Genomic DNA, 21,050 nt, shown 5'->3' on the forward strand with positions numbered 1-21,050 from the left:
TCCGTATTCGGGTTACCGACCGGGCACTGCAGCCGTGTTCCCCTGACCACTGCTCATCTGAAAGAATCTGCGCATGGATGCAGACAGCGGGTGCGGGCGGCACGTCGAGAGCCCGTACGTCGAACTCGCGGTCGAGGTGTTCTCGATGCTGGCCGACGCCACCCGGGTGCGGATCGTGCTCGCCCTCGCCGACGGCGAACTCGCGGTGAACGACCTGGCCGAGCGGGTCGGGAAGTCACCCGCCGCGGTGTCACAGCATCTCGCGAAGCTGCGGCTGGCGCGGGTGGTCTCGACCCGTCAGGAGGGGACGCGCGTGTTCTACCGCCTGACGAACGAGCACGCCAGCCAGCTCGTGGCGGACGCGATCTTCCAGGCCGAGCACCAGCTCGGCGGCACTCCCGCCCACCATCACGGGGAGGCGGGCGATGCGGACCGCACTGCGTAGCCGGGGAGTGCAGGCGGCGCTGCTCTCCGCGGTCCTGTTCGGCGCGGGAACGCCCGCGGCCAAGCTCCTGCTCGACTCCGTCAGCCCCTGGCTGCTCGCCGGACTCCTCTACTGCGGCTCCGGGATCGGGCTCGGCCTCCTGCGTCTGGTCCGCCGCTCCCCTCGCGTGCACCTCGAGCGCGGCGAGTACGCACCGCTCGGCGGCGCGATCCTCTTCGGCGGGATCCTCGGCCCCGTCCTGCTGCTCGTCGGCCTGGTGAACACACCCGCCTCCGGAGCGTCGCTGCTGCTGAACGCGGAGGGAGTCGCGACCGCACTGCTGGCCTGGTTCGTCTTCCGCGAGAACGTCGACCGGCGCATCGCCGTCGGCATGCTCGCCATCGTCGCGGGCGCCGTCGTGCTCACCGTGCCCGCGGGGATCGCGTTCGGCAGCCCCTGGCCGGCGCTGGCGATCCTCGGCGCCTGCCTGTGCTGGGGCATCGACAACAACCTCACCCGGAAGGTCGCCCTCACCGACACGACCTGGCTCGCGGCAGTCAAAGGCGGCGTCGCCGGGCCGGTGAACCTCGTCCTCGCCTTCACACTCGGAGCGCAGCTGCCCGCCCTCGGCAACATCGCCGCCGCGATGACCGTCGGCTTCTTCGCCTACGGAGTGAGCCTCGTGCTCTTCATCGTCGCCCTCCGGCACGTGGGCACCGCCCGGGCGGGCGCCTACTACTCCGTCGCCCCGTTCTTCGGCGCCGTCCTCGCCGCCGTCCTCGGCGAACCGGTGACCGCGCCGCTGCTCGTCGCCGCCGCGCTGATGGCGGTCGGGATCGGACTGCACCTCACGGAGCGCCACGAGCACGAGCACACCCACCAAGCGATCAGCCACGACCACTGGCACACCCACGACGACCCGGACGAACACCACCGCCACGAGCACGACGAGCCCGTCCCCGCCGGTACCCGGCACCGGCACGTCCACACTCACGAGGCGATCACGCACACCCACGAGCACTACCCGGACAGCCACCACCGCCACGAGCACTGACAGGGTCCACCAACGGATGCCTACCGCGCGGGCCCGCTCACTTCGCTCGGCGGCGATTCTGCGGGGCGACCAGGTGCGAGCCGCGGAATGAGTCGAACGAACACGACCATGCCGACGAGTTCCACCAGGGTCTGGGTGACAACGACGACCGGCGCGAGCGCGAGCGATGCGGGCAGCGCGAGGGCGAGCGGCAGGACGACGAGGGAGTTGCGGGTCGCGCCGCTGAACACGAGCGCGCGAGTCGCGGAGTACTCGAGGCCGAAGAGGCGGGCGACACCGAGCCCGGCGGCAGCCATGACGACGAGGAAGCCTGCGTAGAGCGGAATGAGGACGAGCAGCTGTCCGACGGCCGCGCCGACGGCGCCGGCCTGCGAGGCGACGACGACGAACAGGGTCGCCATCATCAGCGGCACCATCAGGCCGAGCATCGTGGACTCGATGACCCGGCCCGCCCGGTGCCGGCGGCCGAGGGCCTGCACGAGAGCGGCCGCGGTGAGCGGCACGACGATAAGCAGCAGGAACGCGCGCGCGAACGGGCCGACCTCGACCACGGCGACGCCCCCCGTTCCGAGGAAGAGCAGCAGATACAGCGGCAGGAGCAGGATCTGCGCGAGCATCAGCAGCGGCGCCGCGGCGAGCAGCCGGTCGGACGCGCCTCCGGCGAGGCCGGCGAAGACGATCACGTAGTCGATGCACGGCGTCAGCAGCACCAGCAGCACCCCGAACAGCAACGCAGGAGTGTCCGCCACGAACCGGGACAGGCCATAGGCGACGACGGGCACGACGACGAAGTTCAAGACCCCGACCGCCGCGAGGAAACGGCCGTCACGCAGTGACCGGCCGATCGCGGCGAACGGGACGCCGAGGAACGTGGCGAACAGCAGCAGCGCGAGCACCGGCTCGATCGCGACCTCCAGATGGTGCGCGGCGGGCAGCAGCAGCCCGAGCGCAGCGCCGGCCGCGATCGCGACGAGATAGTGGGCGATCTGGCGATGCTCGAGCCAGGCGACAAACGCGCTCACGGCAGCAGACCGGGAAGGAGGAGGGGCACGGGGTGCAACGGTAAACGTTCGAGCCGCTTGAAGGTCAAGCGGGGGCTCCGGCCGTAGGGTCGGCGTGTGCGAATCTCGGATGTCAGCAAGCGCAGCGGCGTCTCCGCGACGGCGTTGCGGTACTACGAGTCCATCGGACTCCTCACCCCGAGCCGCAGCAGCAACGGGTACCGCGACTACGACGCGGACGTGCTCGCCCGCCTGGACCTCATCGAGTCCAGCAAGGAACTCGGCCTCCCACTCGAGGACATCGGCCGGCACCTCCGCGCCCTCGAAACCACCTCCTGCACGGACGTCCGCGACGGACTGCGCCCGCTCCTCGCGGAGCGGGTGCGGCAACTGGACGAGAAGCGGGCGCGACTCGATGAGCTGCGCAGCCGCCTCAGCCGCGCGGACCACGACCTCGCCGCGTGCCCTGACCGGGACGAGCGCTGCTCCACTGAATGCATCTTCCGCGCACGCTATCGGCCTACTGCTTCCGCGCGATCCGGCGCCGCCGAAGGCTTCACGGCAAAAAAGTAGGGCGACCAACGGCGGCCGGCGCAGCCGGGCGACCTTCTGGCGGCGCTCCGTCGCCGCTGCACGAGCGCAGCTCGCGCCTCCCGGAGCGGGATCCCCGGGGAGCGTGAGGGCCCGCCCCTCACGGGCTACCTACCTATATAGGTAGGTAGCCCTCGCCGTTTAGCTCGCGGCGGCCTTCTCGGCGGCCGCGGTACGGGCTGCCTCAACCTCGGCGGCGGTGTGGTGTCCCTGAACGTCGGCGTAGGCGACTTTGTAGGGGCGGGTTCCGTCGTTCCAGTCGAGCGCGACGGTCACGCTCTTGGGGTTCACGCGGGTCACGACGTGCCAGCCGAAGCGGTGCTTGATCATGTCGCCCTTGGCGATCGTGTCTCGGCTGTGGATCGTGACTTGTCCGGCGGCGGCTTGCGTTTCGCGGACGGCGGTCCAGTAGTCGCGCTGGTCGTCGAGCTGCGCGCGCTGGGTGAGCAGCCGCTCCCGGTAAGCGCCGGTGGCGGGGGCGGTCGTTTCGATGTAGCCGCCGCCGAAGTTGTGCGAGCTGCCCTCGATCTTCCGCGTGCATCCGCGAATGTCGGTGTCGAGCCGGTCGATGCGGCGGGCGACCATTCCGGGGGCGTAGCGGTGTTCGGTGGTGTGGGCGGCGACGTCGGCGCGGGCGCGGGCGCGGGTGGCCTCGCGGTCGGCCTCGACGCTGCGGCCCATCGCGTTGTGGGCCTTCTCGATCGCGTTGCGGTGCCGCGTCTCGGAGTGGTGGCCGATCTTGATCGGCTCGCCACCCTCCGGGAGCCGATCGAACGCGCGGCGCGCGGCCGCGTCGGCGGTATCGGCGTCGACGGCGCGGCGGTCGGCCTTCGCGTCGAGCGCGTCGACCCGGACGGCCTGGCGCTCGATGGTCGCCGCCTCCGCCTCGATGGTCGGGCGGAACGTCTCTTCGGCTTCGATGGTGACCTCGTGTCCGGCGTCGCGCAGGGCGGTCGCGGCGCGGTTGATGGTCCACCACTTCGGCAGGCGGTCACGGGACTGCGGGACGTACCACGCGCTGATGGAGCGGCCCCAGCGCCAGCCGGACGCCTTGAGGATCTCGGCGGTGCCGTCGCCGCGGCTGGTGCCCTCGATGATCGTTCCGGCTTCGGGGGTGTGGGTGATGGTGAGCATGTCGGTTCTCCTTCTCGGTTCGGGGGGTCAGTCGTTGGCGCGGTAGTCGGCGGGCGTCTCGCTGCGGTCGTGCAGCGCGTACGCGGCCGGGAACAGGTCGAGCGCTCGCGCGACGTCGACCGGCACGACGACGTAGGCACCGGAGGCCATGTAGCCGACGCGATCCGCGGGCAGCGCCTCCACGGGCTCGAAGTGCTGCAACGTCACCCCGGGAAGCCCCGCGCGGCCCTCGCGGGTGACCAGGTGCACGGCCGGTGTCTGCTCGGTCACCGGGTCGCGGCCACCGGCGCCGACGATGACCACCTGACGGGCGGTCCGGCTGATCCCGTCCGCTCCGGGTCCGTGGTACTCGCTCGTGATGACCTCGGTACGGGTGCCGCGCTGCTGACTCATGGTGTGTCTCCCTCTGGCTGATCGTTTTTCTTTGCCTCTCCGGCGGGGAAGACCGTTTGAGTGGAGGCGGCGGAGTGACGCCGATCACGAGCGATGTGAGGGAGCGCAGCGACCGCGTTCGGGATCGGTGGCACGCAGCCGCCGGAGCGAAATAGGTTGAAACCGCGGAGAGGTGAAGAAAACGCGCAAGAACGGGCCGCGCAGCGGCCTCCCTCCCCCGGCATCGCCGGTGCCGCGTCTAGCGGCCCCCGGAACGGGTAGAGGAAGAGTGCAGGCTGACGGGCGCCGCCGGCAGTGGGTCTAACGGCTTCGGTCGCCGCGGTCCGGCGCCTGCGCCGGCGTCGTGGGGAAGCTGCGGGTAACGGTCGCTCGTGCTTGCGCGAGGGCAGTGTCGATCAGGGGTTCTCCGAACGCGGTGCGCGACTTGTCGACGTCGAGCGTGCGCGGCTGCCCTTCGGCGGCGGTGCTGTAGCGGCGGTAGCGCATGACGGTCGGTCCGGTGTCGGCCAGCTGCTCGGCGGCGACCTCGGGGAGGGAGCGGCCGTCCGGGCCGGCGTAGACGCCGCGGGCGTACTCGCTGGGCACCCATCGGCCGCCGAGCTCGTCGGCGCCGTCGAGGGCGCGTTCGTAGGACTGCTGCCAGCGGCCGGCGATGCGCGACTCCGACAGCTCGAACGGGACCTCCACGTCGATGACCTCGACGCTGTAGCCGGCGGATCCGAGTCGCTGCCCCAGCTCGACGGCCTTCTCGGGTGAGGAGAGCACGGTGTCGATCACGAGGTTCTGACCGTCGCGCACCGCCTCGCTGCGCAGTTGGAGCGCGAGGATGGACGACTCTTCGTGGACGAGGGAGGCCAGCTCGAGCGGGAAGAACCGCTCCCCCGCCGCCTCGGCGGCTCGAACTTCTGACGGGATGATCGCGCGGTCGTAGCTGCCGTCCTTGATCGCCTCGGTGAGCAGGGCGCGCTTAAACTCGTCCGCGTCGACGGTGATCCACGCGCCGCGGTCGGCGCCGAGCACGTCCGCGAGGACGGTCGACTTCCCGGCCCCGGGCGGGCCGGCGAGGATGATCGCCTTCCGGTCCGCGCGCACGTCAGGGAAGCGATCGCGGTACTCGGCCACGAGTCGATCGTGCAGCTCTTGCCGCGCAGCGCGCGGCTGATACGTGCCATCAGGGTCCCGGACGAACCAGTCGCGGTTGTTGACCGTCGCCCGCTCGCCGGCAGGGCTCAGCGGGCCGCCGGCCCGAGCCCACTCGCGCACCGTCTCGCGGTGCGCGGCGATCGCTGACGAGTCCTCGCCCGTCACCGACCTTGCTCGCTGTAGCGGGTCAGGATCTCGTCGTACATCTCCGCGTCGATCAGGTGCTCGCTGAACGCGCGTCGGACGTCCGCGAACTCCCCCGCGTCGCCGGTCGTCCAGTCGTAGCCGTCGCTGGGCGAGCCGGGTCGGTACGACCAGCGGCCGAGCTCATCGATGGTCTGCTCGCGCGTCAGCTCGCCGGCGTCGTAGCGCTGGGCGATTTCGTAGGTGGTGGCGCCGGAGAACCCCGGGCGCACGTCCGGCACGGCGGCCGCCGACTTCAAGGCGCTGTTGACGGAGGGCTGGGAGATACCGATCAGGTGCGCGAGTTGCCTCTGCGTGGTGTCCTGCGCGGCCCGGCGCAGCTCCCGCAGGTACGACACTCTCGTCACGACCTGACGGCTGCGTAGCCGGCGAACGGTGTCCCCATCGGGCCTCTGAGCGATCGCCATGGCAACCACCTCCTATAGATCATTCTATCGAAGGACCGTCACGGTCAGTGAAATACCCGAGCGGAGGGCGTGCTCAAGGATGGCGGCAAGGGACGTCTCCCACCAAGTCTGTTACTTACAGACCAACAGACTTCCGAATCTCGGCCTCCGACCCGCCCGCGATCTGATCACCTCTCTCGAGAAGAAGATCGATCGCTACTCGGATGAGGGTGTTCTCCGTGATTCGCTCGGTCCCGGCGGGCCTGGTTCGCGTGAGTCGACGCGCGTGCGCAGTCAGCGCGGTGTACTGATCGTCTCGGATCTTCGCTTCTTTCCTGGCGAAGGACCGGTAGCCGGCTCCCTCAGCCGGGTCCTGTCGAGTTGCAGAGGCGTCGTCTTCCACTCCCGGCGACTTCGACGGCTGAAGAGGCTTCACCACCTCTGGGGATGCTTCGGGGGGAGTGAGAGACAGATCCGCCTGGGGCGGCGTAGACAGCATGGCGCTGAGGTCCTGGCGGGCCATTAGGAGCTCCTCGTGGTCGAGTGCGCCCAGATGGAGGTGAGCTCCAGGGCGACTGCGTTGTAGTCGTAGATCGCATTGGCGGTTTGCCTGGTGTCGGGGTACTGCGTCACAACGTCTCCGGTGAGCGGCGAATCGCTGATCGATTTGTACTGTCGGATGTGCTGCTTGAAGCGAGGGAGCTTGAGGCTTACATCCACGAGATTGACCCAGTCTTCGAGGAGGTTCGGTACACGCATGTCCACCTTGCCGAGCAGGACTCGGTACGGAACATCTCGGGGCTCGATGAGCTTGCTGATCGTGTTGCGCGTCGGATCGACAGCAAGCGCTTCTGGAACCATCGGCACGATCGCGAAGTCGGAGACATCGAGAACGGCACCGAGGATCGCCGTATCAGTCAGGTTTCCTGGTGTATCTACGAAGACCACGTCGTACGGCAGCTCCCGCAGGCGTGTGAGCGTGTTGGGGTCGGTGTTCTCCGCGAAGTCGAAGGGCAGCCGCTCCCCTGCCCGAGCCGCCCACGTGGTGGTCGACTGTTGGGGGTCGACGTCGACCACGAGCACTCGCGCGTTCTTGGCGGCGACGGCCGCAAGGTTCATCAGACTCGTCGTCTTCCCGACCCCGCCCTTCTGATTTGCCAGGGACACGATGCGCATGGATGCTCCTCTCACTCCCGTAGTTACAGAGTACCAAAGTTCGGCGAAAGGTCCCTAACTTCGGACGTCTGTAACTCACGAAGTACGTGGTACCACCGCCCTCGACGACCCGAGTTGCACCTGGTCGCCTCCGAGCAGCGCTGGGACATCGACGGACGCTTGCGACGCAGGTCTCTTCTAACGCTTGAGCCCAGTTCGTTCCACTAGGTCCAGGTGGCACGTGGAACTTCCCCGCCACCAGCAACTTCGGCCGTCAACAAAGCCTGTGATCTACAGAACTACAAAGTCTGTAACTCTGTAGACGGGTCCTCTTCCGTCTCCCTGACACACTGGGCTCCCCAGTCTTACAATACGACTTACAGAGTTCGTAATTCTGAAACTTACAGACCACGGCGTGGCGACCTGGGACCAAAGTTACAGACTTTGTAGTTCTGTATCTTTCGAAGTTTGGAACTTACACCGCAATGTGGTTCATGTCTCCATACGCCTGCAGCTGCGGTCAGTGCGCGAACGCCATCGCCAGTTCGCCCCAAGGGGTTGTGGGGCGTCGGGAGAGCGCGCCGCGCTTCATCGTCCAGACGGGTCCCTTGCGGACCGCGGGGAGTCCGAGGCCGACAGCGGAGCGGCCATGGCGCTTGGTCACGGCATCGATGGTCGCGCCGAGGCCCCTGGTGTCGAAGGCGGTATCGAAGACGTCGAGGGAGGCGTGGGAGTTCCTGGGGGAGAGGTTGGTGAGGATGACGCTTGCGCTGTTCAGAGCGCACGGTGGAGGCGGTGGAGGCAGGCGGTGACGACGCCCCAGATCTGGAGGTCGCTGAGTTCAGGGACGAGGATCGGCGGGTACTCGGAGTTCTCGGCGCGCAGGATGACGCCGCCGGGGGAGTGTTCGAGGCGTTTGACGGTGAGGTCGCCGTCGAGGATCGCGACGACGACGTTGCCGTGCTTGGGGGAGAGGGAGCGATCGACCACCAGTTCGTCGCCGTCGCTGATGCCGGCGCCGATCATGCTCTCCCCGGAGACGCGGACGATGAAGGTGGAGGTCTTGTCGCGGATGAGGTGGTCGTTGAGGTCGAGGGAGCCGTCGAAGTAGTCCTGCGCGGGAGAGGGGAACCCGGCGGCTACCGCGTCGCCGGCGACGAGGAACGCGATCGCCACGGCGTCCAGGGCCGGAGTCGAGATCCGCTCCACGATCGTCACAGTCATCTCGATACCTCCTGATACGTTCGAACATACGTTCGATGAAGGTCGAGTGTAAGTCGGAGGGTCCGACAGCGCTCCTGGGTACCAATGGTTCGGCCGCTGGGTGGAGCCGTCTCGGGCGCGTCGAGCTCGTCGAAAATCCGTGTCGACGTCGAGGGCCACGTCGGGGGCTAGGCAGCGGTGGAGGACCACCAGAGCGATCCGGGGGCGAGCATGCCGGTGCGTCCCCAATGCAGCGCTTCTCGGTGATCGCCGCGGCCGGCGGCGTCGCGGGGGTAGAGCGGCCAGACGCGCTCACCGGGAGTGGTGTCCTCGAACAGGGGTCGGCTCGACACGTGTCGGCGTCGTGGGCGTTGCCTGGGGGAGGAGGAGCGGTGGGTCAGTTCGGCTTGCCACCAGGCCCAGACCTCGCGTTCGACGTCGTATCGGTGGGCTCGATCTGCGAGGGCTCCGTCGACGCCGAGGATGCGAGCTGCGGCAGTGCGGAGGTCACGCTTGGCGCGGGTCCACCCGGTCGTGTGCTTGATGATCAGCCGGTGTGTGCGTAGGCGGGAGAGAGCAGTGGCGGCGGTGCGAGTAGTGACTCCGAGCAGCGTGGCGGCGGCGTCGAGGGCGAGGGTCCCTTCGCGACGCAGCAGAGCGTAGGTCTTTCCTGCCAGGTGTCCCAGGCCGGCGCGGGTGAAGAGGTCGTGCCGGGTGTCGGTGAGGTCGGCTTCGAGCATGGTCAGGAGCATGGTTCGTTCGGTGAAGATCGGACCGGGGGGGCGGGGGTTATTAGTGGTTGTGGCCGGACCTTGCAGTGGGCCTGTGGAAAAGTGCTCGGACAGTCGCCATTCGCTGGCGTTCGAGCCGTCCGCGCGGACGGCGAGCTGCACGTAGCCGTCTTCGCGGAGAGTCCGCAGGGCGCTGGCCGCGGTGGTGCGGCCCAGGCCCGCGAGGAGGGCGAGGTCGCGGATGGATGCGGCGACGGTGCGCTTGCCGGTATGCAGGGTCAGGTAGGCCAGCGCGGTGAGGATCGTCTTCTCCGACGTCGCCCGCTCACTCCGGCCCCACCGGCCCGGGCTCGCCCGGAACCGCTCGAGGAGGGCGCTGACTGAGCCGACGAGGCTCTCCAGCTCCACCATGTCGCCCGGCTCGCGCTCGGACGGGAGAACGGCGTGCAGCGCCGCGTACTGGAGCGCCTTCTGCCACTGCCGCGTCAGGCGCTCGGCCGCTTCGTCCCGCGAGCGCGGACGGCGGTGGCCGCGACCGGTGTTCTTGGTCCGGAAGTGCTCCATCCCGGGAGCGGTCCGCGCGGCGTGCTCGACGTCGGTCAAGGACCAGCCAGCGTGCGCCGCGGAGAGCAGGCACATGAACGCCGTCCACGACGGATTCGCACCGCCACCCGCCGTCGCCATGTGCCCGGCGCCGGCAGCGCTGAGCTGGCGGTGCGCCCGATGCGCAGTCGTCGCGGCGACCGGGGGAGCGGCGTCGACAGACCGGGGCGGGCGGGACGCTTGCAGCGCAGTAGTCACGGACTCGACCGCGGCCACGGTGACGGTCGCGTCCAGCAGCTCCTCCACGCGACCGCGCAGAACGCTCGAGAAACTGCCGTCGCGGTGCGGGGACAGCGGCGGTCGAGCGGCGCCGGTGCGGGGGTTGCAGAGCATCCCGTGATCCAGCGTGCGGAAGTTCGCGCGAGCAGCGATCGCCAACCGAGCCACCAACTCGGCCGGCGCACCCTCGGCGAGTGCGATCCACAGGTGCCGGCCGCCGGTCCCTGAGGACTGGCACACCAGGTGGGCCACATGGTGCGCGTCCAGAACGGCGGAGAGAGCGTCGCAGTCGTCCGCGGCCTGCTCCATGAGGTCCGCGTCGACGCCGTGGGAGTCCTTGCCGTCGAAGTCGAAGCAGAGCAGCCGGAACGTGCCTGTGTCGTCCGCAAGGTAGACCGCCCAGGGAGTGCTCGGGGCAACTGGAGAAATCAGGAACGCCATGGGATACGCGTTCTCATCCAAGCGCCCGTAGGCGTCGCGGCGCATCGTCCGGACAGTGCCGCGCGGGCTCAGCCGACGCGTCAGGGACCATGCGTCACCGCCGAGCGTCGACGAGCTGCTACGGCGCGCCGAAAGATCCATCATTGAATCTCTCAGCCCGTCGTGTAATCTTTCGGGCATAGAGAAGCCTCCCGTGAGGGTGGTGACTTGATTAGCTCGGACCCGTTGCTTTGGTCGGTGTCGGGGTACGAGCTACGAAACTTGGTGAGGCCCGCTTCGGCGGGCCTCCTTCGTTTAAGCGGCGGAGATGTGCGCCTCCTGGTCGATATCGAACGTCGGTGCCAGCACGGGCAGGCGCCCGGTGGAGTCGCGGAGCTGATCTGCCAGAAGCTCGAAGTACAGCGAGCGGGAGACGCCTGAGGCCTTGGCGGCGCCGTCGACGTCGTCCTTTAGCACGTGAGGCATCTGAAACTCGACGGGCACGGTGACGGCGCCGTTGCGCGCGCGTCGCTTCTGCTTGATCGGAGCCATGCCACCAGAGTGGTGATTTAACCCCGGGATTGTGCGCGCCACGCCGCGCGTAGGGCGGATCAATCCCGGGATTAAGCGCGATTGCTGCCGAGGGGCAGGGGCGTCAGCCCAAGTCGCGCCGTGACGGCCCCTACCTGCCGGGGCATGAGACTCCCGTCGAACAACCATGTCGGCACCCTACCAAAATAGGTGCCGCTCCCGTACCGATTCCGGTACACCGTCCAGAGGGTCAGCCAGGACTCTGCAACCACTCACGAACCGAGGCGTCGAAGACGTCCGGCGCGACGTTGTACTCCCAGGCATGCGCAGCGGGCGGGAGCAGGGCTAGCGCGCTCCGCTCGACGTTCACGCTCACGAAGGCCCGTGACAACGAGGCAGGCACCTCCCGATCTCCTTCTGAGTGGATGAGGAGGGTCGGAACGGTGAGTCTCGGTCCTTTGGTCCAGTCCAGGGCATCGAAATCGATGGGCCCGGGAAGTCCTACGAGGGTGCTGAGGGGGCGAGTGGAGAGCGCGAACGTCCCAAGCGCACCCACCACCGATGGCAGATGAGCACGGCGCGCTCCAGCCCGAATGACCTGCCGCCAGTCGGTGGCGGGCGCGATGAGGACGAGGGCGGTGATGAGTTGGCGGTGTCGAGACCGCTCGGTGAGTTGAAGTGCGATGCCGCCACCGAGGGACCAGCCGAACAGAACGATGCTGTGCGCTCCGTGCTCCACGGCGTAGTTGATCGCAGCATCGACGTCATCCCATTCGGTTTGACCGAGAGTCGACGCCCTGTTCTTCGCTGGTGGCCCATCTCCGTCACCTCGGAACGAAGGAACGAGCGACGTGTAGCCGAGCTTGCGTGCTGCCGGGACTGAGCGCAGCGCGGTGATGCGGGTGGTGCGTATGCCGTGCACGTGGATCGCCCAGGTTGTTTCGCCCTCGCCGCCGGTCGACGGGAAGAGCCACGCCGGACATGGGCCTGTTGGCGCGTCGACGTGAATCTCGCGCACGCGCGGGTCGATGTCCTCAGGACGTGCGAAGACGTGCCCGGTCCATCGGCCTTCGTGAGCGGTAGAGAGATCGCCGCCGGTGACTCGAAGAACCTCGCGCCGAACGGTCCGCTCGATCGCGTCGTGATGAAGGATCCGGCCGACGAGCGCGTGGCCCCGATCGGAGTCGAACCAGAAGCCGTACTCGCCGTCGTGAAGGGTTTCGGGCGTGGCGTGGAGAGTGAGGCTGTCCGGGGTCGCCGAGAGGACCTGCACGGTCCTCTTGCGCCCGGGCATCACGACTCGCCGCCCCAGGACGACACCGACGCCTGCCAGCAGGGAGAGGGCAGTCACAGCGGCTCCCGCTACTCCTGCGACAGCTCTCACGCCGCCTTGCCGGGCGCTCATCGAGTCCAAGCTCTTGTGGTCGCGGGGGAGGGGAGCTGTTCCATCACGATGGCCTCCGCCGCTGCAACGTGACGAGCGTCGGCTGGTGTCAGACGGCCGCGGTGAGCGTTCTCGAAGTCGCGTAGCGCGATGACCAGGTCGTACACGACCGCGATCGATGATTCGTCTCGAGCGCGACTTGACCCGTTCGTAGTCGGCATCACCGCGAGTCTGCCGGCGAGGCGGCGAAGTCGCCGTGCATGCCGACTGAGTCGTGCCTCGCGCATGGCCTTCTGCAGAGTGAATGAGGCGATTCCGGTGACGATGAGGATCACGCCGCAGTAGAACAGGAAGTCGAACGCGTTCCGCAGGAGGACGCGGAAACCGAGGTCGGTGATCTCGAAGTGGTCGAGGGACAAGACGATGATCTCGTCGATGCAGGCGAGGATGACGAGGCTGCTGCCTGCGACGAAGAAGCCGTAGGAGCGCGCTTTTCTGCGACGGAGACCAAGGAGGAGCATCGTCGAGATGGCGAGGATCGCCGTCATGTAGATGCTGGCGTAAAGCCAGGTACTTGTCTGGGAGATGTGCTCGGTGATGAAAGTTTTCGAGGTGGGTTCCTTGTCGGTGATGAACAGGAACGGCACGACGAAGGACACGACCATGGCGGCGAGGATGAGCTTCCTCGTCCAGAATCGTGGGGTGCTGCGGGACTGAAGGAGGGCTGCTCTCATGACCAACCAGAACGCGGTGGTCGCCAGGACGTTCTGGGCGAGGTTGATGTAGTTCTCGCCACCGAGGAACCGGTCCAATCCGGGGTGGACTCGGGTGAGGAGCGCGAGGGAGCCGACTCCGCTCGCGAGCCAGGACAGCCGGCTCGAGGGCTGGGAGACAGCAGCGGGGATCCGGGCGACGAAGACGACGGCGAGGACCGCAAGAGCGATCAGGGCTAGAGCCTGCATCTACCCGAAGACCTCCTCGTCCTCCCGGAAACGAGGACGCAGGAGTGAGCGGGAAAGAAGATGGGCGAGGTGCTCTGCTTCGCCTTCGAGAATGCGCCGGTCCCCATCGACGTTCTCGAGGTCCTCCAAGCCGCCTGCTTCTAGGAGCCGGCCGCGCACGACTCCGTTCGTCCCCCGATAGGAGGCGACGGAAGAGTCGTCCCCAAGGACGTTGCAGCCGGGGTGGCGGAGGGCGATATGAGCGAGTTCGTGCAGGATGCAGTGCATCTGGTAGAGCCGGGTATCGGTCGAGCGGTAGAGAATCTGGGCCTCGTCGGGGAAATCGACCCAGAGAGCTGTGAGCGTCTGCCAGTCATCGTCGTCGATGGCATCGACGTGGATCGGTTTGCCGTGCAGGTCAGAGACATGCTTGAGGAGGGCATCCAGGGTCTGATCGTCCTGGAACCGGTTCTCCTCGAACGTCTGCGTCGTGCGTGCGGCGACGTCGGCGTGTTCGAACCACAGGGCTTCGTTGCTCTGGGTGGTGCTCATTCGGTAGTGCCCTCCTTCGGAGTTCGCTCGATCGACAGAATCGCCTTGGTCACGGCGGCGAGCTGCTTCGCGTTCATGCCCCCAAGCGCTCGAGCACTGACCGAGGTGGCTCCGGTAGCCAGTAGCGCCCGGTGGAAGCGGATCTCCGCTTCGATGAGCTCGCTGGCTTCGTCTTCACGCCTTGCAGTCAGGTACTCGTAGCTGACGCCGAAGAACTCGCTGAGACCGACGAGCAGATCGACTGGGAGCCGCGTGGAGCCCTCCAGCTCAAGCAGCTCATCCCAGTCCTTCGGCTCGAAGCTGATGTCACGACCGCGGATGGACTGAACGAGGGTGTCGAGCGTGAAGATCTGAGCATCCGCACTCGTCGGCCCTTCGGCGAGGAATCGGAGTCGTCGAGCGAACTCCCTGCCGTCGATGCGCTCAGCAGTGAGCTCTCCGCCACCGTCTTCCGGGTTCGGAGAAGACGCGAGCTGCAGCACTTCGTACGGTTCGACCCCGAAGGCTCCAGCGAGCTTCTCGATGTCGTTGGTGGTGAACGGCGCTTCGCCGCGCAGACGGATGTAGAAGTAGTTCGCCGAGATGCCTGCAGCACGGATGAGTTCGGTGTTGGTCAGTCGTGCACGATCGCGGAGCGTCTCGACCGCGCGGACCACGCGTCGCGAAAAGTCGGTCGGTCCCGGCGCCGGTCGTCTAGCCACCCCTGGAATGTACCAAAGATGATATAAGCCCATTTCGGTAACCGAACCGGGTTGCAATAGCTACCGAAATCGGTAGTTTTGTCATGTGCCCGCTTCTTCGTCTCGGTACTCAACCGTCTTGTTCGCCCTCGTCGCCTCCCTCCTCGTGAGCGGCTGCTCGTCGACTTCGCCAGGTGAGGCGTCACGTGAGAACGAGTCACCGCAGACCGCCTCACCTCTCCCCAACACCCGACTCTCATCGCCGACGCCGACCCCTGAGGGCGTACAACCGGTCGACACGGAGCCGTCCCCAGAACCGTCTCTCATGAGCACAGCCGTCGCGATTGCGACGGAGGCGGTGGTGGCGTTCTGCCGTCCAACGGTCGGTTACGACACCTGGATCAGCGAGCTCTACCCGTTTTTGAGCCAGCGGGCCGCAGTGGCCTACGAGACGGTCGACCCGGCAAACGTGCCCTGCACGAGCCTCACGGGCGCTGCGACCGTCCGCGACGGTGACGGCGCGTTCACGATGCGCATCCTCGTCCCCACCGACGCGGGGGAGTACTCCGTGTACGTCCACCGCACCAGCGAGAGCACTCCCTGGGCCGTCGAGCAGATCACCCCTCTGGCCTCGGAATAGCCGAATGCAGAAGGGGGGACTGGGGGTAATGGCGGCGGTCATGGTGCCCGTCGTGGCGGTCGCAATGCTGTTGTGGGTGCTGTTCTTCGGCGGCTCTGCTGCCGCGGCATGCCTGCCGGGCGGGGGGCCCGTCAACGTCTCCGCCATCCCTGCGGACGCGAAGGTCGGCGCCTATGGGCACGACCAACTCGTGAACGCTGCACTGATCGTGAACGCGGGAGCCGCGAAGGGGCTCGGCGCGGACGGGCAGACGCTCGGCGTGCAGACAGCGATCGGGGAGTCCTCCCTGGTGAACATCACCCACGGGGACGGTGCGATCAACCCGGACGGGTCAGTTGCCGACTCGATCGGACTGTTCCAGCAGCAGTCGAGCTGGGGCACCGTTGAGCAGCGAATGGACCCGACGACCTCGGCGGGCTTCTTCTACGACCGCCTCGTCGCGGTCGAGGGTTGGCAGTCGATGGAGCCCTCGATCGCGATCAACAATGTCCAGCGCAACGCCGACCCGAACCACTACACGAAGTACCGCGCCGACGCCGTGGCGATCATGACCTACCTCAACGGCCTCGGCAGCAGCACGACCGCCCCCGCGACGACCGCTGCACCGGTCGATGTTCCGTCGACGCCGGCCAGCACCGCACCTGCGACGGCTGCGCCGATCGGTGGATGCGTCGCCGTATCTGGCGACGCGCAGTCCCTCGCAGCCGGCCTCGTGACGGCGATGGACGAGGGGCGCCTGCGACTGCTCGAGGAAAGGTACGCGCAGCAGATCCGCGACATGGCCGCCGGCACAGCGAAGGAGAACTGTGGCATCGACGTGCGGATCCTCCAGGTGATCACGATCGCGCTGAACACGTTCGGAAAGGTGGGCGTCTCCGACCTCAACCGCCAGTGCACCGGATCCCTCCTGGGCGCCGGCACCGGCTCTTCGCACTGGATGAACGGCGGCGGGAACGCGGTCGATTTCTTCTCCTTCGACGGCACGGCCACGACCGGCTGCGACGTGAACGCGCTCACGCTCCTCACCGTCCTGGACCCACAGGTTCCGGCGGGCTCGCGTGCCGGGCAGATCCAGTGCCGCTCGACCAGCTACCAGCACATCACCCAGTTCACAGACACCCCGAACCACCTGCACTTCGACGTCGCCTACGCCGACGGCCCCCTCACCACCGGATAGCCGGACCTTTTCGGCGCCCTCACCGGCGGCGCCGAACACCCCGCACCACCACCACACGAAACGGAGAACACCATGTCTGTACTCGCCCTCACCTCCGACCTGATCACAGCCGCCGGCAGCTTCGGGGCCGTCGTCCCCGACCCGGGCCCCGGGGGCATGCCGCCCGGATTCGAGGCCTTCACCACCGTCATGGGCTGGGCCAAGTGGGTCGGCCTCGGCGTCGCCGTCGTCGGCCTGATCATCCTCGGCGTCACCATGACCGTCTCCGCCCGCCGCGGCGAAGGCGGAGAGATCGGCGGCTGGCTCGGCCGACTCCTCGTCGGCGTCATCATCGTCTCCGCCGCGTTCACGATCGTCGGCTTCCTCATGGGCAGCTAGCGCGCGAGGACACCGACCGGCATCACCAACGAGAGGCACGACGTCATGAGCGACACGCAGTCCCGCAACCCGTTCACCAGTCGAGGATTCATCTTCGGAGCGATCGTCTTCGGAGTCCTCGTCCTGGCCGCGATCCTGCTCGCCGTCACGTCCCTGGACAGTGGTGGCGGGCAGGGCACCGCCATGCCCGCCACCACTGCAACGCCCACCTCCCAGGCCTCAGAGCTCGACGCCGATGCTGCGAGCATCTGCGGCCTCCCTGGACTCGACGAGAGCGGCAGCCTCGCTGCCGCACCCGACGCGGAGTGGACCATCGTCGGGACCATGGCAGCGCCCTCCTCGGACGATGCAGGGCCTGGCGTCGTCGACGCCGACGGAGTCCGCAGCTGCTTCGCGCACACTGTGGAAGGCGCAGCTTTCGCGGTCGCAAACCTCTGGGCGATGGGAACGGACGGCCGTCTGAGCGACCTCGTCACCGAACGCCTCACCGTCCCCGGCCCCGGTCGAGACGCCGCGCTGGCCCGCGAGACCACTCAGAGCAACACCGGCCTGAGCTCCCAGATCGCCGGCGTGAAAGTCCTCGCCTACGACGGCCAGAACGCCACCATCGACATCGCCTTCCAGATCTCCGACGGACGTCTCATCAGCTTCCCCTACGCCCTCAGCTGGTCCGAGGGCGACTGGAAGTTCGTGCTCACCGACGACGGACTCCCCACCTTCCGCCCGGTCGCTCTGCAGAGCCTCGGCGGCTACCTCCCTTGGAGCGGCACCACATGACCCCAGTCCCCGACAAAGAGCCGTGCTCCGTCGTCGACGTTCTCTGCTGGACCGGAGAAGGCATCGGCAACGTCGTCTCGCAGGCGTCGAACGACGCTCTGCAGCAGTTCGTCAACAACATCCTGGAGGGCTTCGGCAAAGCGGTCGTCTCGCTCGGCACCCTCTGGGTGAACGTTCCCTCCCCGGTGACCGTCGTCGACCGGGGAGGCGGCGTTAACGGCGGCGGCACGCCGCCCCTGCCGGAGGCGTTCGAGACGATCCTCGGCTACGTGACGTGGGTCGCGGCGGGCCTCGCGGTGATGTCGTTGATCATCGCCGGCGTCATGATGAGCACCCGTCGTCGCCACGGCGACGGCGAAGCGCATATGGGACGCATCGGCGTCATCATCTTCGCCGTCTTCCTGCTCTCCTCCGCGTCCGCACTCGTGACAGGGTTCCTGCCCTTGGCGCTGCACCTGAACGAGTCCTCGAGCACCGTCGGCTGGGTGCAGGGGCAGCTCGAGTGGTACGCCGGCGGGCTCGCGATCCTCTCGGTCCTCGTCGCCGCCGGCCGCATGGTGTGGACGCAGCGCGCGGGCGAGCTGCGCACCCTCGCCCGGTCGGTGCTGACGCTGATCGCCGTCGCCGGAGCGGGACTCGTCGTGATCCGCCTCGCCACGCAGGCCGGGGACGCGTTCTCGGTCTGGATCCTCAACAACTCCACCGACTGCGACGTCACTAACGGTGAGAGCAACTGCTTCGGCACCAACGTCTTCGCGATGATCTCTCTCACCGCGACCGCTCCCATCGGCCTGATCGGCCTCTTCCTCCTCGGGATCCTCGCCGTGCTGATGACGTACGTCCAGGTCGCGCTGATGGTGTTCCGCGGCGCGATGCTCGTCGTCCTCGCCGGCATCTTCCCGATCGCCGCGGCCGCGACGAACACTGAGATCGGGCAGCAGTGGTTCAAGAAGACCCTCGCCTGGACCCTCGCGTTCATCCTCTACAAGCCGGCCGCGGCGATCGTCTACGCGATCGCCTTCCGGATGACCGGCACTGACCTGTTCAAGTCGGACGGCACCGGGCTGTTCCAGATCGTCACGGGCCTCGCGCTGATGCTCATCGCGCTCGTGGCCCTGCCCGCTCTGATGCGCTTCCTCGTCCCCGCTGTCGCCTCGGTGGGCGGCGGTGGTGGCGGGGCCGGCCTCCTGCTCGGTGCGGCCGCGGCCGGTGGAGCGGCGGAGATTGCCAGCGGAGCGATCCGCTCGCGCAGCGGAGGTGACAGCGGCGGGGGCGGAGGAACGCCCGGCGGCGGCGGCTTCGGCTCTGCACCGTCCGGCAGTAGTGCCTCCGCGGGCAGCAAGGGGTCGCCCGCTGCGACTCCGGCCACCTCCGGTGCAGGCGGCGGCGCGGCAGCAGGCGGTGGCGCAGCTGCGGGCGGCGGCGCAGCTGCGGGCGGCGGCGCAGCTGCGGGCGGTGCGGCGGCAGCCGGTGGTGCGGCGGCCGCGGCGGGCGGCCCGATCGGTGTCGGCCTTGCGGTGGCTGGGAAGGCCGCCGAGGGTGCGAAGCACGCAGCAGGGGCGGTCAAGGCCGCCACGGACGACGCCACTGGCGGCAACGGAAGCGGGAACTGATGAGCACGACAACCCCTACGCGCAGCGTTGAGGCGCCGCGCACGTACGGCAACTGGCGTCGCCCGCAGACCGCGGGACTCGGCGGCCTCGGACAGCTCGCCACGGGCGTGCTGTTCGTCGGCATCCTCTCCTCGATCATCGCGTCGATGTTCTCCGGCCTCGGGGCCGCGCTGATCGTCGCCGCGATCTTCGGCGGGATCTTGCTGACGGTTTCGGTGAAGGACAAGCACGGGCAGAGCGCCCTCGGAAGGACGGTGAATCGCGTGAACTGGATGCGGACGAAGGCCAAGGGAGCGAACGTCTACCGTTCCGGTCCCGCGGGCAGAGCGAAGTGGGGCACGTTCCAGCTCCCCGGCCTGGCCGCGGCGTCGCAGCTTTCCGAGCACGAAGACTCGCACGGCCGCCGGTTCGCTCTCGTGCACGTCCCCTCGACCAAGCACTACACCGTCGTGATCGCTACAGAGCCGGACGGGGCCGCGCTGGTGGATCAGGAGCAGGTCAACAACCAGGTCGCGGAGTACGGCATCTGGCTCTCCAATCTCGGAGACGAGCCCGGCATCGAGGCCGCCTCCGTCACCGTCGAGACGGCCCCCGACACCGGCACGCGCCTGCGCTCGGAGGTCGAGGGGTCGATGGACCCGGATACGCCGGAGTTCGCTCGAGCGATGCTCTCTGAGGTCGTCAGCAGCTACCCGGTCGGGTCGGCCACGATCCGCGCCTACGTCGCGATCACCTTCTCTTCCCTGTCTCGCATCGGCGGGAAGCGCCGTAACGCGAAGGAGGTCGCCGCCGACCTCGCCGCCCGCCTGCCCGGCCTGACGACGAGCCTTGCCGCGACAGGGGCGGGCGCTGCGCGGCCGCTCGGTGCTCAGGAGCTGTGCGAGGTGATCCGGATCGCCTACGACCCCGCCGCCGCCGTCCTGATCGATGAGGCCCGCGCCTCCGGGGATGTGCCCGAGCTGTCCTGGACGGACGTCGGCCCTGCGGCGGCGGAGTCCCGGTGGGAGTCGTACCGGCACGATGGCGCCGTGTCCACGTCGTGGACGATGACCTCCCCGCCGCGCGGTGTCGTGCAGTCCGGGATCCTCGCGCGCCTGCTGGCCCCGCACCGCGACGTCGCCCGCAAGCGCGTCACCCTGCTCTACCGCCCCATCGACCCGGCCCGCGCCGCGGCGATCGTGGAGGCGGACCTGAACGCGGCGCAGTTCAACAGCTCCGCGTCGACCAAGCCCACCGCCCGCTCGACCCTCTCCACCCGCTCCGCCCAGGCGACCGCGGCGGAAGAGGCCTCCGGTGCGGGCCTGCTCAACTTCGGCCTGATCGTCACCGCGACGACCACCGACGCTGTGCACGAGGCGGACGCGCGCGCGGCGATCGACTCGCTGACCGCCGCGGCGCGTCTTCGGGTGCGGCCGGCGTTCGGGTCGCAGGACACCGTGTTCGCTGCGGGTCTGCCGCTGGGGCTCGTGCTCCCGCGTCACCTGCGCCTGCCTACCGAAGTGAGGGAGTCCCTGTGAGCCTGATCACCCGCCTGTTCTCCTCGAACAGCGACAACGAGCTCGAACCCGGCGAGGACGTCCTGCCGGACGGAGCGGTCACCGCCGCCCACGGCGATACGACGGGGGAGGAGCTGACCGGCGACGGCCTGCCCACCGGTGCCGTGTCGTCCTCGGCAGAGCCCGGCACCGTCACGGCCACACCCTCGCAGCGAGCAGC

The 21,050-nt window shown here is 68.2% G+C and carries 24 protein-coding genes; 9 read left to right on the plus strand and 15 right to left on the minus strand.

Going from position 1 to position 21,050, the window contains the following annotated elements:
- The first annotated feature begins 73 nt into the window (after nt 1-73).
- Nucleotides 74-445, plus strand: coding sequence for a metalloregulator ArsR/SmtB family transcription factor (locus EDF35_RS19240; RefSeq protein ID WP_056045635.1), 372 nt, complete (start codon nt 74-76; stop codon nt 443-445).
- Nucleotides 426-1,478, plus strand: a complete 1,053-nt coding sequence (locus tag EDF35_RS19245; protein WP_133963495.1) for a DMT family transporter — start codon at nt 426-428, stop codon at nt 1,476-1,478. Before EDF35_RS19240 ends, EDF35_RS19245 begins: the two co-directional genes overlap by 20 nt.
- Nucleotides 1,479-1,498: 20 nt before the next feature.
- Here the strand turns inward: EDF35_RS19245 and EDF35_RS19250 are convergent, their stop codons facing one another.
- Complete coding sequence (locus tag EDF35_RS19250) at nt 1,499-2,500, minus strand: bile acid:sodium symporter (protein WP_056045643.1); 1,002 nt, start codon at nt 2,498-2,500, stop codon at nt 1,499-1,501.
- 96 nt (nt 2,501-2,596) lie between these two features.
- On the opposite strand from EDF35_RS19250, the gene EDF35_RS19255 reads away from it, so the two are divergent.
- Complete coding sequence (locus tag EDF35_RS19255; protein ID WP_082499393.1) at nt 2,597-3,052, plus strand: MerR family transcriptional regulator; 456 nt, start codon at nt 2,597-2,599, stop codon at nt 3,050-3,052.
- Nucleotides 3,053-3,211: 159 nt separating this feature from the next.
- On the opposite strand, the gene EDF35_RS19260 is transcribed toward EDF35_RS19255, so the two are convergent.
- From EDF35_RS19260 to EDF35_RS19325, 14 genes are all read right to left on the minus strand, one after another.
- A complete protein-coding gene (locus EDF35_RS19260; RefSeq protein WP_056045646.1) occupies nt 3,212-4,204 on the minus strand; it encodes a DUF3560 domain-containing protein in 993 nt (330 codons plus the stop codon).
- A 27-nt stretch (nt 4,205-4,231) separates the two neighbouring features.
- Nucleotides 4,232-4,597 (minus strand): hypothetical protein, encoded by a 366-nt coding sequence (locus EDF35_RS19265; protein ID WP_056045649.1) that lies wholly within the window; start codon nt 4,595-4,597, stop codon nt 4,232-4,234.
- A gap of 300 nt (nt 4,598-4,897) precedes the next feature.
- Nucleotides 4,898-5,719 (minus strand): zeta toxin family protein, encoded by an 822-nt coding sequence (locus tag EDF35_RS19270; RefSeq protein WP_243588116.1) that lies wholly within the window; start codon nt 5,717-5,719, stop codon nt 4,898-4,900.
- Between the two features lie 182 nt (nt 5,720-5,901).
- Nucleotides 5,902-6,351 carry a hypothetical protein gene (locus EDF35_RS19275; protein WP_056045655.1) on the minus strand — a complete coding sequence of 150 codons (450 nt, stop codon included), beginning with the start codon at nt 6,349-6,351 and terminating at the stop codon, nt 5,902-5,904.
- 115 nt (nt 6,352-6,466) lie between these two features.
- Nucleotides 6,467-6,853 (minus strand): hypothetical protein, encoded by a 387-nt coding sequence (locus EDF35_RS21065; protein WP_197409455.1) that lies wholly within the window; start codon nt 6,851-6,853, stop codon nt 6,467-6,469.
- Nucleotides 6,853-7,506 carry a ParA family protein gene (locus EDF35_RS19285; RefSeq protein WP_133963496.1) on the minus strand — a complete coding sequence of 218 codons (654 nt, stop codon included), beginning with the start codon at nt 7,504-7,506 and terminating at the stop codon, nt 6,853-6,855. Before EDF35_RS19285 ends, EDF35_RS21065 begins: the two co-directional genes overlap by 1 nt.
- 499 nt (nt 7,507-8,005) lie before the next feature.
- On the minus strand, nt 8,006-8,308 hold the full coding sequence (locus EDF35_RS21460) for a DUF4113 domain-containing protein (RefSeq protein WP_082499394.1): 303 nt from the start codon (nt 8,306-8,308) through the stop codon (nt 8,006-8,008).
- Nucleotides 8,260-8,709, minus strand: coding sequence for a translesion error-prone DNA polymerase V autoproteolytic subunit (gene umuD / locus EDF35_RS19295; protein WP_133963497.1), 450 nt, complete (start codon nt 8,707-8,709; stop codon nt 8,260-8,262). Before umuD ends, EDF35_RS21460 begins: the two co-directional genes overlap by 49 nt.
- A gap of 167 nt (nt 8,710-8,876) precedes the next feature.
- Nucleotides 8,877-10,727, minus strand: a complete 1,851-nt coding sequence (locus EDF35_RS19300; RefSeq protein ID WP_133963498.1) for a hypothetical protein — start codon at nt 10,725-10,727, stop codon at nt 8,877-8,879.
- Between the two features lie 249 nt (nt 10,728-10,976).
- Nucleotides 10,977-11,213, minus strand: a complete 237-nt coding sequence (locus EDF35_RS19305) for a hypothetical protein (RefSeq protein WP_056045669.1) — start codon at nt 11,211-11,213, stop codon at nt 10,977-10,979.
- A 229-nt stretch (nt 11,214-11,442) separates the two neighbouring features.
- Nucleotides 11,443-12,543, minus strand: coding sequence for an alpha/beta fold hydrolase (locus EDF35_RS19310; RefSeq protein ID WP_166674176.1), 1,101 nt, complete (start codon nt 12,541-12,543; stop codon nt 11,443-11,445).
- Nucleotides 12,544-12,593: 50 nt separating this feature from the next.
- Nucleotides 12,594-13,388 carry a hypothetical protein gene (locus EDF35_RS19315; RefSeq protein WP_133963500.1) on the minus strand — a complete coding sequence of 265 codons (795 nt, stop codon included), beginning with the start codon at nt 13,386-13,388 and terminating at the stop codon, nt 12,594-12,596.
- Between the two features lie 150 nt (nt 13,389-13,538).
- A complete protein-coding gene (locus EDF35_RS19320; RefSeq protein WP_056045680.1) occupies nt 13,539-14,069 on the minus strand; it encodes a hypothetical protein in 531 nt (176 codons plus the stop codon).
- Nucleotides 14,066-14,770, minus strand: a complete 705-nt coding sequence (locus EDF35_RS19325) for a helix-turn-helix transcriptional regulator (RefSeq protein WP_133963501.1) — start codon at nt 14,768-14,770, stop codon at nt 14,066-14,068. The genes EDF35_RS19320 and EDF35_RS19325 overlap by 4 nt, the downstream gene beginning before the upstream one ends.
- Nucleotides 14,771-15,074: 304 nt before the next feature.
- On the opposite strand from EDF35_RS19325, the gene EDF35_RS19330 reads away from it, so the two are divergent.
- The 6 genes from EDF35_RS19330 to EDF35_RS19355 all read left to right on the plus strand — a co-directional run bounded on the left by EDF35_RS19330 (nt 15,075) and on the right by EDF35_RS19355 (nt 20,851).
- A complete protein-coding gene (locus EDF35_RS19330; protein WP_056045686.1) occupies nt 15,075-15,389 on the plus strand; it encodes a hypothetical protein in 315 nt (104 codons plus the stop codon).
- Nucleotides 15,390-15,579: 190 nt separating this feature from the next.
- Nucleotides 15,580-16,566: a hypothetical protein gene (locus EDF35_RS19335; protein WP_166674177.1), complete on the plus strand. Its 987-nt coding sequence runs from the start codon at nt 15,580-15,582 to the stop codon at nt 16,564-16,566.
- 72 nt (nt 16,567-16,638) lie between these two features.
- Complete coding sequence (locus EDF35_RS19340; RefSeq protein WP_056045694.1) at nt 16,639-16,944, plus strand: hypothetical protein; 306 nt, start codon at nt 16,639-16,641, stop codon at nt 16,942-16,944.
- A gap of 45 nt (nt 16,945-16,989) precedes the next feature.
- The gene (locus EDF35_RS19345) at nt 16,990-17,721 is read left to right on the plus strand and encodes a hypothetical protein (protein WP_133963503.1); all 732 of its coding nucleotides are present in this window, start codon (nt 16,990-16,992) and stop codon (nt 17,719-17,721) included.
- Nucleotides 17,718-19,334 carry a hypothetical protein gene (locus tag EDF35_RS20960; protein WP_166674178.1) on the plus strand — a complete coding sequence of 539 codons (1,617 nt, stop codon included), beginning with the start codon at nt 17,718-17,720 and terminating at the stop codon, nt 19,332-19,334. Before EDF35_RS19345 ends, EDF35_RS20960 begins: the two co-directional genes overlap by 4 nt.
- Nucleotides 19,334-20,851 (plus strand): SCO6880 family protein, encoded by a 1,518-nt coding sequence (locus EDF35_RS19355; RefSeq protein WP_208323104.1) that lies wholly within the window; start codon nt 19,334-19,336, stop codon nt 20,849-20,851. Before EDF35_RS20960 ends, EDF35_RS19355 begins: the two co-directional genes overlap by 1 nt.
- Nucleotides 20,852-21,050: the final 199 nt, after the last annotated feature.

Source organism: Rathayibacter sp. PhB151 (assembly GCF_004366415.1).
GTDB lineage: Bacteria > Actinomycetota > Actinomycetes > Actinomycetales > Microbacteriaceae > Rathayibacter > Rathayibacter festucae.